The sequence below is a fragment of the uncultured Acetobacteroides sp. genome, assembly GCF_963667355.2.
In the GTDB taxonomy this organism is placed as follows: Bacteria; Bacteroidota; Bacteroidia; order Bacteroidales; family ZOR0009; genus Acetobacteroides.
Map to the genome: position 1 here is coordinate 809,250 of NZ_OY763328.2, position 17,389 is coordinate 826,638.

The 17,389-nt window shown below is 54.8% G+C and carries 6 protein-coding genes; 4 read left to right on the plus strand and 2 right to left on the minus strand.

Annotation, left to right across the window (positions count from 1 at the left end; all coding sequences use genetic code 11):
* Positions 1–208: 208 nt before the first annotated feature.
* The 4 genes from ACHZA1_RS03360 to ACHZA1_RS03375 all read left to right on the plus strand — a co-directional run bounded on the left by ACHZA1_RS03360 (position 209) and on the right by ACHZA1_RS03375 (position 12,332).
* Positions 209–9,520, plus strand: a complete 9,312-nt coding sequence (locus ACHZA1_RS03360) for an MBG domain-containing protein (protein ID WP_320053821.1) — start codon at positions 209–211, stop codon at positions 9,518–9,520.
* Positions 9,521–9,577: 57 nt separating this feature from the next.
* Positions 9,578–10,396, plus strand: a complete 819-nt coding sequence (locus ACHZA1_RS03365; RefSeq protein WP_320053822.1) for an outer membrane beta-barrel protein — start codon at positions 9,578–9,580, stop codon at positions 10,394–10,396.
* Positions 10,397–10,588: 192 nt separating this feature from the next.
* On the plus strand, positions 10,589–11,446 hold the full coding sequence (locus ACHZA1_RS03370) for an endonuclease/exonuclease/phosphatase family protein (RefSeq protein ID WP_320053823.1): 858 nt from the start codon (positions 10,589–10,591) through the stop codon (positions 11,444–11,446).
* A 424-nt stretch (positions 11,447–11,870) separates the two neighbouring features.
* Positions 11,871–12,332 (plus strand): hypothetical protein, encoded by a 462-nt coding sequence (locus ACHZA1_RS03375; protein ID WP_321427022.1) that lies wholly within the window; start codon positions 11,871–11,873, stop codon positions 12,330–12,332.
* 146 nt (positions 12,333–12,478) lie between these two features.
* Here the strand turns inward: ACHZA1_RS03375 and ACHZA1_RS03380 are convergent, their stop codons facing one another.
* The gene (locus tag ACHZA1_RS03380; protein WP_320053825.1) at positions 12,479–13,240 is read right to left on the minus strand and encodes a DUF6261 family protein; all 762 of its coding nucleotides are present in this window, start codon (positions 13,238–13,240) and stop codon (positions 12,479–12,481) included.
* 518 nt (positions 13,241–13,758) lie between these two features.
* On the minus strand, positions 13,759–16,890 hold the full coding sequence (locus ACHZA1_RS03385; RefSeq protein WP_320053826.1) for a PDZ domain-containing protein: 3,132 nt from the start codon (positions 16,888–16,890) through the stop codon (positions 13,759–13,761).
* Positions 16,891–17,389 lie beyond the last annotated feature (499 nt).

Below are 17,389 nucleotides of genomic sequence, written 5' to 3' on the forward strand. Positions count from 1 at the left end.
AAAGTACCAAAACCGCCCACAAAAGACAGCCCCGCAACCCCTAAAATTCCTTAGAGAACAGCCGCCGCACCCCTCATTTTCAGCCATTCGCCAAATCGTAAGCTGAATTTTACGATTTGGCGACCCGGTTTACGCCGCATTCGCCACCTTCGCGCGATTTTTCCGGGAGCAGCATTACCCCTATATAGAGAACAACAAACAAGCATACATGAAAAGATTTCTACGAACGCTGGCCCTATGGCTGACCCCCACCATGGGGGCTCTGGGCCAAACCGCAGCTGCCGCACCGGCAGCGGTACCCAAACGAAGGAGCAGCAGGCTACCGCTGCTGGCCCTGACGCTAGCCCTGCTGGCAATAGGCGGGCAGGCAACCGCGCAGACCTTCGTGTTTGGAACAGGAACCCAAACTAAGACTAGCGACAACCACTTCACATGGACCGAGAATGGCAACACGCTGGATATCGTCATGACCAATGCCGAAACCCCAACATCCGGGCTCGGAACTTCGGCATGGAAGCTCTACAACAGCAGTGTCAAACAGAAAAGCATCTCGGTCACCTTCTCCATCCCCGGCTACTATTTCGACCTTACTGACTTCGATTTCTCCGAGGTATCGGGGGGGTATCAGCGGCAGGTGAGCGCCGCAACATCGAAGGGAGTATTCTATAATATTGAAAAAACCTCTTCCAATAACAACTACACCCCCCCCCTTCCCTCCTCTGTGTGTAACGGCATAACCAGCTTTACCGTCACCGTCAGCTTTTTGTCTAACGACTCCAATTTGAAGGATCCCACCAGCACGGACAATCTGCAATTCTTACTCTACATAACGAAGATCCAGCTGTCCAACGTGGCTAAGATCCAGAAACCGCAGCCCCCCACCAGCGTCAGCGCCACCCCAGGCGACGAGCAGGCTACGGTAAGCTTTAGCCCCCCCGCCAACAATGGCGGCGAGCCAGCCACCAGCTACACGGTAACCTCCAGCCCTGGGGGCATTAAGGCTACGGGCACCGCAAGCCCCATCGTTGTACCAGGGCTCACCAACGGTACACCCTACACCTTTACCGTTACGGCCACCAACAGCGCAGGGGATGGCTCTCCTTCCGACAAGTCGACCGCTGTAACGCCCTTCTACAAGCCCGATGTGCTAGTTGTTTCGAACGGATGGTATGACGAAAAGAAGGCAGCCCCGCAGCTGGTAGCCGATCTCTCCGACCGCTATGACGTAACCGTAACCACCACCGGGGTACCCGCTTCACTAGATGGCTACGCGCAGATTTACGACGTACGAGTAAATGAGGCGATTACAGACAACGACCTAAATCAATACGGCTTGTTTTTGAGTAAAGCAAAGGGCAAATCCGTCTTTGTGGCAGGAGAAGACTCCCGCACCCCAGCTTTCGACACCCGCAACCAGAGCATCAGCAAGCTTATCGAGACGCTAGGCGGAGGCACCATTACCCCTCCTAGTAAGGTATCGTATGACGCCGTATTGCTGAAAACCCCCTTCAACACGGGCTCAAGCAACATATCAACCGTAGCGCTTTCCTCACCTGGAATAGTAGCCTCGTCGGGTACGGGCTCCTTTATTGCCACCGAAGCCAACGGTACCTCGGGCGCTGGTGTTTACTTTCCCAAGGGCACGCTAGCCAACGCCACCGAGGGGTGTCTGGTGGTGATGTACGACATCAACTTTACCTATTATAACGACAATTCGGACCAAAAAGCATTTCGAGCCAACCTGGAGCAGGTAATGGCCGCAGGCGGAACGCGGCCAGGCCCCATCGCCTCCAGCGTTAGCTTGAGCGCCACCCCTAACCCCGTTGCCAAGGATTCGCGTGTAACCATTACCGCAACCGTAAAATCGGGAATCAACGGAGCGATGGTGTTCAAAAAAGGCGATGACGTTTGGACCAGAACCACGCTCGATAACGACGTTGCCTCCATTACCACCGCATTAGAATCCGGCACCTACAGCATAACGGCCCAATACGCTGGCGATGCAAACCTCAACGCATCTACTTCGGAGGCGCTTACGCTGGTTGTCTGCACCGAACCCGATGCGCCAACCATTGGCGCCGCTACCGCAGGCGATGGAAAGGCTACCGTAAGCTTCACCCCACCCACAAACAACGGGGGATCGCCAATTACAAGCTACACCGTAACCGCCAACCCTGTTGGCGCGGGCAAATTGGTCGCCATAACGGTACCCGCAACCGGAATTACCCCCGGGGTAGAGCACACCCTTGAGATGACCGGGCTTAACAACGGAATACAATACAACTTTACGGTTACGGCCAACAATGCAGCACTAACAAGCAAATCATCGGAGGCTTCGAACAGCGTAACGCCCAAAATGAGCCAAACCATCACCTTCGATAACCCTGGCGCGCAGCTCTACGGCACAACGCCAACCCTTTCGGCTAAGACCACATTGGAACTCAAGGTTACGTATACCTCCATGACGACTGATGTGTGCACCATCACCAGCGGCGGGGCGCTAAACTTTGTCTCCGTAGGAACCTGCACCGTAGTGGCCGATCAGGCAGGCACCGCTCTCGTCAAGGCAGCGCCATCCGTGTCGCAAAGCTTTGCAGTAACGCCAGTAGCACCATCGGCCCCCATCGGCGTTTCCGCCATCGCAGGAGACGAGGAAGCCAAGGTTAGCTTTTTCCATCTATCCAACAAAGGCGAAGCACCCGTTACGGGCTACACCGTAACCGCCACCCCTGGCGGCATTACGGCAACGGGCACCCGGAGCCCCATCATCGTGCCTGATCTTACCAACGATAACTCCTACACCTTTACCGTTACGGCCAACAGCAAGGTAGGCCCAAGTAAAGCATCAGATCAATCGAAAAGCGTAACGCCCTTCTACAAGCCCGACGTCCTAGTTGTTTCGAACAATCAGTCTGAAGAAAAGAGTGCAGCCGATCGGCTGGTAATGGATCTCTCCGCTCGCTACGACGTAACGGTAAGCACCAACGGAGCTCCCGCTTCGCTAGATAGCTACGCGCAGATTTACGACGTACGAATATCCGAATTCTATATACCATCTGGCGATATAACCCAATACACCAAATTTTTAAATAAGCCAAACAAATCCCTATTTTTGGTAGGAGGGACGCCTTGGTACGAGTTACGCAACCAGAACGTCAGCAACTTTATTAAGGAGCTCGGTGGCGGCACCATTGCCCCTCCGGCAGCAAAATCAGATCTTAGCGATGTAGCGCTTAAGGTTCCCTTCAACACGGGGGCAAGCAGCATATCAACCTCTCCACTGACCTATTACGGAATCGTCACCGAATCGGGCAACGGCTCCTTTATTGCCACCGAAGCCAACGGAACCTCGGGCGCTGGGCTCTACTTCCCTAAGGGCACGCTAGCCAACGCCAAAGAAGGGTGCCTGGTAGTGATGTACAACATCTCCTTACTGGCTAGCCCTTACAATAACTATGACTTCCGAATGAAACTGGAGCAGGTAATGGCCGCCGGCGGAACGCTGCCAGGCCCCAGCGCCACCAGCACCAGCCTAAGCGCCACTGCTAGCCCCGTCGCCCAGAAATCGCCTGTAACCCTTACCGCCACCGTAACCTCGGGCGCCACCGGGCAGGTGCAATTCGTGGACGTAACTAAAGATGGCACTAATGCTTTGGGCACGCCCTCGCTAGAGAAAGGGGTTGCCACCCTTACAACCTTAGATTTAACATTAGGCACCCATACCATAACGGCCCAATACACTGGCGATGCAGCCCACAACGCATCCGCTTCGGAGAAGTTTGAGCTGGTTGTATGCGCCGCACCCGATGTGCCAACCATTGGCACCGCCACCGCAGACGATGGAAAGGCTACCGTAAGCTTTACCGCATCGGCATCCGACGGCGGATCGCCAATTACGGTCTACACGGTAACCGCTACTCCTGAGGGCACAGGCAAATCGGCCACCATAACGGTACCCGCAACAGGAATCACCCCCGGGACAAAGCACACCCTTGAGGTGGCTGGACTTACCAACGGAACAAAGTACTCCTTTACCGTTACGGCCAGCAATGCAGTCCTAACAAGCGCACCGTCGTCGGCATCGAACAGCGTAACGCCCAAGCCCAACGTCCTGATCATTTCCAGCACGGAGACTGCCATAAAAGCAGCAGCCGACAAGCTCAATGAAGATCTTTCGAGCACCTACAACGTAACCTTAAGCACCACAGGAGTACCCGCTTCGCTGAATGGCTACGCGCAGATTTACGACTTACGATACGAAAATGCCTCGTTGGTTACCGCTACCGAACAGGCCCAGTACGTAAGCTTCTTGAATACGGCAAAGGGCAACACCCTACTCCTAACAGGTGAGCACCCTAACCCATCAACCGACCAGCGCAACAAGAGCATTAACGAACTTATAGCGCTAGCAGGTGGCGGCACCATTGCCCCACCAGCAAAAAAGTCGACTGAGTCCCTAATGCTAAAGATTCCCTTCAACACGGGAGCAAGCAGCATATCATCCGTAACGACGGTAGGCTGCGGAACCGTCACCTCGTCGGGTACGGGCTCCTTTATTGCCACCGAAGGCGATGGAACGGTAGGAGGCGGACTTTACTTCCCCCAGGGTACGCTTGCAAATGCCAAAGAGGGATGCCTAGTGGTAATGTACGATATCGACTTTACATCTAGCACCCCTAATATAAATGCAAATAACGAGCAGGAATTCTTCGACAACCTAAAGCAGGTAATGGCCGCTGGCGGAACGCTAGCTGGACCCAGCGCCTCAACCGTTAGCTTGAGCGGAACTCCCAATCCAACCGCCAAACATTCGCCTGTAACCTTTACCGCCACCGTAACACCAGGGGCAACCGGGGAGGTGCTATTCACGGAAGATGGAAATGTCTTAGATAAAATCACGATAGACAACGGCGTTGCCACCTTTAGCTATCCATCCATAGGCTTAGGCGAGCGCTCCATAAAAGCCAAGTACATTGGTGATGCTCGCTACAACGCATCCACCTCGGAGGTGTTTAAGCTGAATGTTTACGACCGACCCGCAGCCCCAACCATTGGAACCGCTACCGCAGGCGATGGACAGGCTACCGTAAGCTTTACCCCATCGACAAACAACGGAGAATTGCCAATTACGAGCTACACGGTAATCGCCACCCCTGTAGGCACGGGCAAATCGGCCACCATAACGGTACTCGCAACCGGGATCACCCCCGGGATAGAGCACACCCTTGAGGTGACCGGGCTTGCCAACGGAACAAAATACTCCTTTACCGTTACGGCCAGCAACAAGGTAGGAGTAAGCAAACCATCAATGGCATCGAACAGCGTAACGCCAATGCATACCTCCGTAATCGCATGGAGCAATCCTGCCGATATCACCTACGGTACCGCTTTAGGCAAGGAGCAATTCAACGCTACCGCCGACGTCCCCGGAACATTCGCCTACACCCCTGCCGTTGGCACCGTGCTCAACGCAGGCAATGCGCAAGCGATCACCGCAACCTTTACCCCCAACGATAAGGGGAATACCACGGTAAGCAAAACGCTAACCATCAACGTAGCCAAGGCACCGCTTACCGTTACCGCCAGCAGCCACACCATCACCAAGGGCGAGAAAATACCTGCTCTCAGCATTCGCTATGATGGTTTTGTGAACGGCGAAAACGAGAACGTGCTCGAGGCCAAGCCTACCGTAACCACCACAGTTCCCCCTACCAGCCCCGTGGGCAAGTATACCGTCGTTGCCGCAGGTGGTACTGCAAGCAACTACGAGTTCACCTACGTTGATGGCGAGATTGACATCCTCGATAAGCGTATACCTACGGTTACCTGGGCAGAGCCTGCCGCTATCACCTACGGCACCGCGCTTACCGATGCACAAATGAACGCAAACGCATCGTACAGCAATGCACCACTAGCAGGTACGCTATCCTACTTCAACAACGGCAACGCGCTTAAGGCAGGAGATATACTTTTAGCAGGCACCCATAGCCTGAAGGTTACCTTTACCCCTACCGATGGCGACCATTACATCAGCGTGGAGAAAACCGTAAGCCTTACCGTTGCCAAGGCACCGCTTACCGTTACCGCCAACAGCTACACCATCGTCAAGGGCGAGGCAATTCCAGCCCTCGGCGTTAACTATATAGGGTTTGTGAATGGTGAAGACGAAAGCGTGCTCGACGCCAAGCCTACCGCTACCACCACGGCAAACTTCAATAGTAACGCTGGCGTATACGACATCAACGTTGCTGAGGGAAGCGACAACAACTATTTCTTCAGTTACATAATAGGTACTCTAGAAATCAAAAAGATTACCCCAACCATCAGTTGGGCAAAGCCAGCCTCCATCACCTACGGAACAGCGCTAGGCGATGCGCAGCTAAGCGCTAACGCTGATGCTCCTGGTACCTTTACCTACGCACCTGCAATAGGCTCAGTGCTCAACGCAGGACAAGAGCAAACGCTCAGCGCGACCTTTACCCCTACCGATTGGGTCAACTATAGCGAAGTGACAAAAACGGTGACCATCAGCGTAGCCAAGGCTCCGCTTACCGTTACCGCCAGCAGCCACACCATCACCAAGGGCGAGAACATTCCTGCCCTCAACATTAACTATGATGGTTTTGTGAACGGCGAAAACGAGAGCGTGCTCGACGCCAAGCCTACCGCAACCACCGCCGCTACTGATGCCAGCAATGCAGGCAGCAATGCAGGCAGCTATGATATCGTGGCAGCGAATGGGGCTGACAACAACTACGAATTCACCTACGTGAAGGGTACGCTTACAATAGGTAAAATCACCCCAGTCATCAGCTGGGTTACCCCTGCCGCCATCACCTATGGCACCAAGCTAGGCGATGAGCAGCTAAGCGCTAACGCTGATGCCGAGGGAACCTTTACCTACACACCTACTGCAGGCACCTTGCTCAATGCAGGACAAGAGCAAACGCTCAGCGCGACCTTTACCCCTACCGATAAGGCTAACTACAACGAGGCAACAAAGAAAGTAACCATCAGCGTAGCCAAGGCGCCGCTTACCGTTACCGCCAGCAGCCACACCATCACCAAGGGCGAGAAAACTCCTGCACTCAGCATTCGCTATGATGGTTTTGTGAACGGCGAAAACGAGAACGTGCTCGAGGCCAAGCCTACCGTAACCACCACCGCTCCCCCTACCAGCCCCGTGGGCAAGTATGCCACAACGGCTAAAGATGGGGTAGACAACAACTACAGCTTTACCTACGTTGATGGCGAGATTGACATCCTCGATAAGCGTATACCTACGGTTACCTGGGCAGAGCCTGCCGCCATCACCTACGGCACCGCGCTTACCGATGCACAAATGAACGCAACCGCATCGTACAGCAATGCACTACTAGCAGGTACGCTATCCTACTCCACCAACGGCAATGCGCTTAAGTCTGGAGATATACTTACAGCAGGTACCCATAGTCTGAAGGTTACCTTTACCCCTACCGATGGCGACCACTACATCAGCGTGGAGAAAACCGTAAGCCTTACCGTAGCCAAGGCACCGCTTACCGTTACCGCCAACAGCTACACCATCGTCAAGGGCGAGGCAATTCCAGCCCTCGGGGTTACCTACAAAGGGTTTGTGAATGGTGAAGACGAAAGCGTGCTCGACGCCAAGCCTACCGCTACCACCACAGCAAGCGACAAAAGTAACGCTGGCGCATACGACATCAACGTTGCTGAGGGAAGCGACAACAACTATTTCTTCGCCTACATAATAGGTACTCTAAAAATCAAAAAGATTACCCCAACCATCAGCTGGGCAGCGCCAACAGCCATCATCTACGGCACGGCAGTAGGCAACGCACAACTTAATGCCACCGCATCACATAACGGAACGGCAGTAGCAGGTACACTCTCCTACACCACCAACGGCAACGCCCTAAATAGTGGTGATATGCTTACCGCAGGGACGCACACCCTAAAGGTAATCTTCACCCCTACCGATGTGGCTAACTACAACAGCGTAGAGGGTACGGCTACCCTTACCGTAAATAAGGCGAAGCCTACTATTACATGGAATGCCCCATCATCCATAACCTACGGTACCAAGCTAAGCGACAAACAGCAAAACGCCACCGCTGATATTGAGGGAACTTTCACCTACGCTCCTGCCGAAGGGACAACCCTAACGGCAGGTAAGCACGACCTTACGGCAACCTTTATCCCAACGGATGCGGCCAACTACAGCAGCGTGGAGCCAACCGTAAGCCTTACCGTAGATAAGGCGACACCTACTATTGCATGGAATACCCCTGCGGCCATTACCTACGGCACAAAGCTGGGTGAGGAGCAGCTCAGCGCTACCTCCAATATTGAGGGAACTTTCACCTACGCTCCGGCAGCAGGAATCGTGCTCAACGCAGGAGAAGGTCAAACGCTCAGCGCTACCTTTACCCCTACCGATAAGGCCAACTACAACGAGGTTACAAGGACAGCAGCCATCAGCGTAAGCAAGGCACCGCTTACCGCTACCGCAACCAGCTACAACATCCGCGAGGGTGAGGCCATTCCTGCCCTAGGCATCACCTACAACGGATTCGTAAACGGCGATACAGAGGCAGTGCTTGAGGCCAAGCCTACCGCTACCACCACTGCAACGGCAACCAGCCCAACTGGGGTGTACGCCATTAAGGTTACAGGCGGTTCCGATGACAGCTACGAGTTCGCCTACGTTGATGGCAAGCTTACCATATCGAACCCCATTGAGGTAGCTTCGCTACAGGCCCCACAGGCAGGCTGCGAGGGCGACAAGCTGAGCCTTGCCTATACCCTTACCAGCGGTAAGCCTACCGAGTACCAGATCGTATTCGACGCCAAAGCCCTTACGGCTGGCTTCAGCAACAGCGGCTACGCCGCGCTGCCTGCCGGTAACGGCACTGTTTCCTTCACCATACCATCAAGGGTGGCCGATGGCAGCTACACCGCCTCGCTGCAGCTGCGCGACAGCTACGGCAACATCAGCGAGCCTTCGGCCTTCGAGGTTACCGTTAACATAACGGCCGACGTCATCGTGCCTAAGTTTGGCAACGTGGTGCTGATCGACAACCACGACGGCCGCTTTGCTGGCTACCAGTGGTACAAGAACGGCAGCGCCATCGGCGGGGCTACCAGCCAGTTCTACAAGGACCCCAACGGCCTTAGCGGAACCTACTACGCGCAACTTAAAACCGCTACGGGTCAAACGGTGAACACCTGCTCCAAGGTGCTTAGCATCAAAAAGAGCGCATCGGCCAGCGTGAGCGTTTACCCCAACCCTGCCCGTGCCGGACAGGAGCTCACCGTTAAGCTTTCGGGCTTCGGCGACGAGGAGCTGATAGGCGCCGTGCTAACGGTGTACAGCACCCAGGGCGCACCCGTGCTCACCCTGCGCAAGGTGGAGCAGGAAAACCGCATCACCCTATCGGGCAGCAACGGCGTGTACATGGGCCGCATCGTCACCGCCGATGGGCAGGTGCTCACCTTTAAGGTGGTTTTGGCCAACTAAAAGTAAAGGGATGGGCGGCAGCGCCGCTCATCCCTTCAACCTAAAAAGAAAAGTAAGATGACGAAAAAGCTACTTATAGCCGCACTGGCGCTCGGCGCCACCGCTGCGGCACAGGCCCAGAAGGGCGACCAGTTCCTTTCGCTTAGCGCGGGGGGCGGGTTCCACCAGCTGGGCTACAGCATCGACAACGGCAGCCGCAAGGGCGGTGCTGGGTATACCCTCGGCGCAGGGTACACCTACTTCTTCAGCCCCAACTGGGGCATCAGCACGGGCGTGGGCGCGCAGTCATTCAAGTCGACCAGTACGCTGAACCTGCTGACCAAGGCCCCTAACGTGGATGCCGAGGGCGACGCCTACGAGCTCCGCACCCGCTACAGCGGCTGGAAGGAGGAGCAGTCGGCCACCCTTATCGACATCCCATTAGCGGCCACCTACCGAAGGGCGCTCACCACCAAGGTGGGGCTGACGGCCTCGGCGGGCGCCAAGCTCTCCATCCCAGCTAAGAGCACCTACAAGGCCACGGGTGGCTCCATCACCACCACGGGCTACTACAGCCAGTGGAAAGCGGAGCTGGGCGACCTGCCCGAGCAGGGGCTGAGCACCTACTCCCAGAGGCCTTCGGGCGATATCTCCCTGCGCCCCTCGGTAGCGCTGCTGGCCGATGCCGGTGCCACCTACCTGCTAAACGACGCCATCAGCCTGTACGGCGGCATTTACGCCAGTTACGGGCTGAACAGCATGCTCAAGGCCGACAGCAAGAATATCTACCTAAAGGAGGGCATCTACAACGGCCTCTTCGAATCCAGCCAGGTGGATAAGGTGAAGCCCCTCGCCCTAGGCGTTAAGCTGGGCGTGGTGTGGAATTTTAGACATTAGTATTTAGACGTTAGTATTTAGATTTTGGAGGCAGATGCCAGATATCCTGAGATAGGACGATCAGTCGTACATCTAAAATCTAATATCTAACATCTAAAATCTTATAGGCCATCCATCCAATGATTGAGGCGCAGCCCGCAAGGGTTTGCGCCTTTTTTTGTAAGCTTGCATCATCAAAAAATATAACACCAAATGCGTACATATTTTATTACGCTAGCGCTAGCGCTTACCTCGCTTGCCGCTAGCAGCCAGAGCAGCTTAAAAGTCGCAACATTCAACATCCGCAACAGCAACGCCAACGATGGCATCAACCGCTGGGAAAACCGCAAGGCCATCGCGGCCGAGTTCATCAACACCGAGAAGCCCGACATTATTGGGATGCAGGAGGTGCTCCAGGAGCAGCTCGACTACCTGAGCTCGAACCTGAATGCCTACAGCTACGTGGGGGTTGCCCGCGAAGACGGCAAGCAAAAGGGGGAGTATGCCCCACTCTTCTTCCGAAAAGATCGCTTCTCGGAAAAGAACCACCAAACCATTTGGCTGTCGGAAACGCCATCGGTGGCGGGCAGCGTGGGCTGGGATGCCGCGCTTACTCGCATTGCCACCATCGTTACGCTGTACGACAAGAAGGCGAAACGCGAGGTTACAGTAATCAACACCCACTTCGACCACATGGGCGTTAAGGCCCGCGAGGAGTCGATAAAGTTGATCCGCCAAAAGGTGAAGGAGCTCGACGCAAAGAGCTACATCGTGATGGGCGACTTCAACTCGCGCCCCACCGAGAGCGCCTACCTTACCGCCGTAAAAGACCTAGCGGGATTCCCTCCTCTTATCGACGCGCGTGCCTCCGCAAAGAATAGGGATGGAGCTTCGGACGACGGCGTTACCTTCCACGACTACGGCAAGATCACCAAGAGCTGCATCATCGACTACATCTTCACCGGAAAATCCTTCGAGGCCAAAGACTACCAGGTGATGGCCATCAAGAAGGGCGACGTGTACATCTCGGACCACTACCCCGTTGTTGCCACGCTGCAGTACAAGAAATAAGGCAGCCGATAAGGCTACCAAAAAAAATAACAAAAGGGCCCTCTAAAGGCGCCCTTTTGCTTTTTTTGGTAATTCATATAGTACCTAAATTGAACTTCATTTAAATAGATCAACGTTAGATATGCTTTCAGATTCTGCCTTGAAAAAATCACAATTTTACTACTTCGTCTAATTATATTCGCAACTTTGCACAACTATAAAACATACATTTAGCAATAGCAAGCACATGAAACACCAATTCTCACCTAAAAGACTTATTCAGAAGGCACTTCAAAACGAAATCTTAATTACCACTTTCTTTTCAATTACATGTTTCATCTCAATATTTCCAACCCTTGCCCCGATAACTATTCTTTTGTTATCACTTAACATCATTTTTATTCGGAGACATCTAATCGCATCAATAACCTTCATTGCCGTAGCAATGATCAATTTTATTTTCTTTTTATGCGTTTTAAATCCTCAAACTAATCAAGATTATAAAGAGTTGACGAAAATCGGATTTCATCCTAATTTTAAAGATTGTACAATTAGCGATTTAAACTATTATTCTAAAAAAATAGAAAAGTACAAAGAGCATCTAGGAGACTTCCCATATAGCTTAGGACACCTAGCTCTCGATGACAAAAAAATCCTAGTCACCCCAGATTTATCATACATTGTTAGTAATAATAATGGTGATATAACCTATGCCGACTACTACTATGAGAGAATAAGTTCCACTAAATATTACTTATCAGCTGTTGGTCCTGATGGAATACCTAAAACACTCGATGATATTTTACCATGCATTTCTAAAGACGAAATAAAGAAAACAGGCTTAATTAAGTTCTCTATTAGAAAAGATTCAATAGAATTACAAACGAAAAAACTTTTACAAGAGTAAATTCATGAGTTTATGGCAGTATACAAATTATAACATTCCTAAATTACAGCAGCACTACAACAACCATAAACTCGCCACAAAACAAAGCAAGACCAACCTTATCGGTTGGCCTTGCGCTTACATATCGGACGGTTAGAAATTGTGTTTTACTGCTTTGGTTGGGTTGGTTTATCCTTTTCCTTTTCTTTTTCCTCCTTCTTCTTGTTCTCTGCAACGGTTTCGCGGGTTTTGATCTTGGCCGCCAGCGGATCGATGAGCAGGTTGATCTGGTCGATGGCCTTCGCCACCTCGGGGTAGATGCCCGACACCGAATCCAGGTAGCTGAAGATGCGCTGGATCTCGGCGTTGAGCCCCTTCACCGCCTCGTAGCTGTTGAGGCCGCCCAGCTCCAGCTCCTTGGCCTTACGGTCGGCCTCGCTGGCGTCGAACTTCTTGTTGGCCGCTTCGAGGAGCGCCAGCAGGTCGTCGCACTTGATGGTTACCGCATCGGCCTGCAGCACGGGCGAGCCCTTGATGTCGGCCAGCAGCAGCTTGATGTTGTTCGACTCGGCATCGTAGGCGGCATTCTGCATATTCCAGCCACGGTTGCGGATGGCATCCTCCATTCGCTGTGCGGCCTCCCGCTGATCGGGGCGGAACTTGGCCGTGCGAACGGCCCCCTTGGTGGCCAGAAACAGACCGTCGCACTCCAGATCGAGCAACCGGCTGCGCTCGGTGCCAGCCTTATCCACCTTGGGCCCCACGCCCATTTCGTAGCGCTTTATGCCCTGCTCCAACCCCGTCACCATCGGCTCTGGAATTTGCTTCGAGGCAACGAGCCCCTTTACGATTGTACAGAAGTTACGTGCAAAAGTGCCGAGCTCGTCTACCAGCACTTTGCGAAGATTAAATGACTTTACTTTCTTCATTTGTTGTAGTTTTTTGGGAATCCGTATATGTAAGGCCTTTAAAAATATATACATTTTTTAACTACAGCAAATTCTATTTAACTTTTTCGATCGAAATGCAAATATTCCGTAGCTTTTCACCCCTCCCATCAAGCTCCCGGATAACCCACTCGCTCCTACCCTCTTCAGGAAGCCCTAATGCATCGATGTATTACCCCTAACGGATTTCCCGTAAGCCTAATGCATCGGTGTATCACCCCTAACCGATTTCCCGTAGACCTAATGCATCGATGCATCACCCCTAACCGATTTCACGTAGACCTAATGCATCGATGTATCACCCTTAACCGATTTCACGTAGACCTAATGCATCGATGCATCACCCTTAACCGATTTCACGTAGACCTAATGCATCGATGCAGCACCCCTAACCGATTTCCCGTAGACCTAATGCATCGATGCAGCATCATCCTTTTAAAAACCACAAGGGGCCACCCACGCGCGGTAGGCAGCCCCTTACTGTATCTTTTACCTAGCGGTTACCTACCGAAAACGTAGATTACCCGGCGCAGGATTTCGCCCGGCCGGATGACGGTGAGGTAGCAGCCGCTGGTTTCGTCGCCCTTGAAGGAGCGCATCAGCTCGCTGGCCTGCCAGGGCTCCAGCTTCTCGACGGGGATGCCGCTGATATGGGTGATCACGTCGTTGGCCAGCAGGCCTCTTTCCCCGGCGGGGCTGCCCTTCTGCACCGCGGTTACCACGAGCTTGCCCTTGGTCCAGTCGTCCTTGGTGCTCGGCTCGTAGGAGAAGCCGGCATACCGCTCGCCGTATTCAGAGCGCTTCTTCATGTACCGCTTTACCTTCTTCAGGAATCGCGGGGCCTTGCCCGAGTCGGAGTAGGTGAAGGCCGCTATCAGGTAGAGCCGCTTGGCGTTGTTGTAGTAATCCCACTTGAGGTTGCTCTTGGCCGCGCCGGGGTACAGGTAGTCGATGACGTTGGCCAGGTTGCGGCGGTACTTGCCGTTGGGGAAGCTGGCCAGGTAGTAGTTGAGCTTCCCCTCGTCGGTGGGGTAGGTGCAATCGAAGGAGTAGCTGCGCATGTCGTCGTACACGAACTCCTCGAGTTTGGGCAGCAGCACGGCCAGCTTCTGCGGGTCGTCGCCCACCAGCTCACCCGCCTCATCGTAGGCTTTCTGAGCATCGTACCGGTTCTTTTTTTCGTGGAAGAGCTGGTCGCCTAGGGCAACCTGCGCCTCGAAGAGGCGGCTCTTCAACCGGCCGTCCTTGATGGTGCTATAGGCATGATTGTAGTTCCAGATGGCCATCTTGAAATTCTTCTCGCTGAAGTAGGCATCCCCGCTCCGCTTGCTGGAGAGGAACGAGGAGAGCTCGTTCACCTTGGCCTGGGCCGCCTTTTGGTAAATCGAGTAGGGCCGCTGGGCCGCCTTGCTGTACCAGTAGTAGGCCTTGTCGTAGTTGGGTTCGCCGTAGCTGCCGTAGCGGTAGAAGTGGCCCGTGAGGTACATGGCCGCATCGGCATCGTTGTTGTCGGTCTGCGTCGGGCTCATGTCGTAGGCCCTTCGGAAGAGCTCGGCAGCCTTGGCGGCATCCTTGGCGAAGGGGGCCACGCCTTCGCGGTACTGGTAGGCGGCAAAGCTGATGCCCTCCCAGTCGTTGGCCTCCACGGCCCACCGCAGGTACTTGGCCGAGAGGTCGGGGTTCGGCTTCACGCGTCCAATGCCGAGGTCGTAGAGCACCCCCGCCTTGCCGCAGGCCTTGGGGTGCTTCTGCTCGGCGCTACGGGCAAGCAGCTGCACCGCCCTTGGGTAAAGCTCGCTCCGGTAGAAGATCATGCCCAGCTGGTACTGGTCCTCGGCGTTACCGCCCATAGCCCCCGCAACGCGCTGGTCGCCCAGCCCCCAACGGTTGTACTTCTCCTGTAGCGCCTGTACCTCGGCGTACTTCTCTTTTATGGGATGGTTGGCGTAGGCGCTCAGGTAGCCGCTGATGGCCTGGTGCATGAGCAGCAGCAGCTCCAGCGAGTCGGTATGCGGATAGGCCAGCAGCCCATCGTAGGCGAAGAGCTTCAGGTAGGCCACCCGCTCGGTGCTACCGCCCGGCTGCCCTTCGGTGGATAGGAGCTGCGCCAGGGCGGCGGAGTACTTGCCGCTGGCAAAGAGCAGCTCGGCCCCCTCGAAGCTGGCCTTCAGCGCAGGGGCCAGGGCGGGCAGCGGCTTAGCCACCACCGTGGCCACCTTGCCCGCGTACTCCTTATCCTTAAAGGTGACGCTGGTCTTCGTGAGCATGCCGATGAGCGTCTGCCGCACCTGCTCGGCCTCGTCGTACGAGGAGTAGGCCCCGTGCATGATGCGGGTGTTGTAGGGTAGCTTTCGGTAGAGGTCGTCCACGACATTGGACAGGTAGGGCCAGGTGCCGTCGGCGCGTCGGCCCACCTCGAAGGTTGGGGTGATGTAGAACGTGCAGGTGTTGTCCTTGAGCTTGTCCCCGTTGTAGGAGAAGCCGAAGTAGTAGAGCTTATCGGCCGAGCCCAGCTCCGACGATAGCGGGATGGTCGAGGCCTTAAACTCGTTAACGATGGCCAAACGGTTCTGGCCAATCAGGGTTGCCTGGGCAGCCTTGGCCTCCTCCTCGCGCTTGCTCTGCTCGGCCTCCCTGCGGGCATTCTCCCAGTACTGCCGGCTCTGCTCCTCCTGCTCCCGCTTCTTGCGGGCCTCGTTCTCCTCCCACTCGCGGTTCTTGGCGGCGCACTCCGCCTTCCACTTCTCATTCTCCCTGCGGTTATTTTCGGCGGTTTGCGATATGGTGTTCATGATATCCTGCGCGCCCTGCTTCACCTTGTCGAGCATCTCCTGGGTGTTGCGCTGCGCGTCGTTGTACTGGTTAATGGCCATCTCCCTCGCGTAGCGGTCAGCCTCGCCCGGCGAGGAGGAGCGGCTCGTCGTCGTCTGCTGGCGGCCACGATCGGCCTGCTGCTGGCGGGAACGCTCCTGAGCCGCCTGTTGCTGCTGCTGTTGCTGGCGCTGCTTGCTCTGCTCCTCCAGCTGGCGCTGCTTGGCCTGCAGCTCGGCCACCCGCTGCGACGACTGCGGCGAGCCCGTTACCGTGGTGGTTGGCGCACCGCCACCCGAGCTGGCCGCCTGTGCGGCGCGGGGCTTGTCGGCATCGAGCCCGCCCGATCGCACCAGCGACACACCGGCAACCGAGAAGCCCTTCTTCCAGATCTCCTTGGTCTTCTCGGCCGAGTAGCCGAGGCTGTTGCCCTCCGAATCGCAGAAAAGCGACGTCCACGAGGGCGAGCCCCCCATGTTATGGCCGTACCCCTTCCCCGAAACCGGGCAATCGGCGCCGCTGCGGATGTAACCCACCACCTGCGAGCTGCCCGAGGCAACACAGCGCAGCACGATAAAGTCGCGGCCATCGAAGAAGTTGGCGGGAGTATCGCCCCCAGCGGTCCACTTAAACGAGACACGAACCAGCAGCTCGCCCATCATCGTGGTCAGGTTCCACTTGGCAGTTAACGATTGGACGCTGGCACAGCTGTTGGGGCTATGGCAGTGGTTTAGGCTGCTCACCGTCATCTCGCCTTCGCCTTGGGCAAAGAGAAGAGAAGAGGCAAGCGTCCACAGCAAGACTAGAGCGGTTTTTCTCATGGATTTATTGCGTTGGTTAAAATTTGCAGCGTAGCGCATCGCCGAGGGATCAGCAGAAACCACGGCTGTTGCAGCAAGTAGAGCCAACCCAAACAAGGCTTGGGAATGATTCGAAAAAAGGCGCCTCAAAAGTAGCCCATTTATTCAGATGTACAATCCGCACAACCGCATACCACAGCGCCTTACAGAAGCCTACACAAGGGGCACTCCAGCAAAAAGCAAGGCCCCACAAGCCCTCCAAGACCCTATGGGGATCACCCAAAATCGTAAAGCTTTTAAGAATAATTGCGGATGGAGAAGCGGCAGCCAAGATGCGGCACCAGCCAAGGTAAGCAAGCGCCCACCTGCTACAGCAGCGATCAGAAGCCCCAAATGGCTCCAACGCGATTAGCCTCGAGAGAAGCTAGTGAAAGGAAGTAGAAGAAGAGAACAACCACGAGGTTGCTGGATGTATTCACAAGCAAGCGGGCCCCAGCGAACTTTACCGCCCACCCTTTTC

Bases quoted from the DNA above. Each gene is read 5' to 3' on its own strand.
- ACHZA1_RS03380 (WP_320053825.1), bottom strand. From the start codon at position 13,240: ATGAAGAAAGTAAAGTCATTTAATCTTCGCAAAGTGCTGGTAGACGAG.
- ACHZA1_RS03365 (WP_320053822.1), top strand. From the start codon at position 9,578: ATGACGAAAAAGCTACTTATAGCCGCACTGGCGCTCGGCGCCACCGCT.
- ACHZA1_RS03385 (WP_320053826.1), bottom strand. From the start codon at position 16,890: ATGAGAAAAACCGCTCTAGTCTTGCTGTGGACGCTTGCCTCTTCTCTT.
- ACHZA1_RS03360 (WP_320053821.1), top strand. From the start codon at position 209: ATGAAAAGATTTCTACGAACGCTGGCCCTATGGCTGACCCCCACCATG.
- ACHZA1_RS03375 (WP_321427022.1), top strand. From the start codon at position 11,871: ATGATCAATTTTATTTTCTTTTTATGCGTTTTAAATCCTCAAACTAAT.
- ACHZA1_RS03370 (WP_320053823.1), top strand. From the start codon at position 10,589: ATGCGTACATATTTTATTACGCTAGCGCTAGCGCTTACCTCGCTTGCC.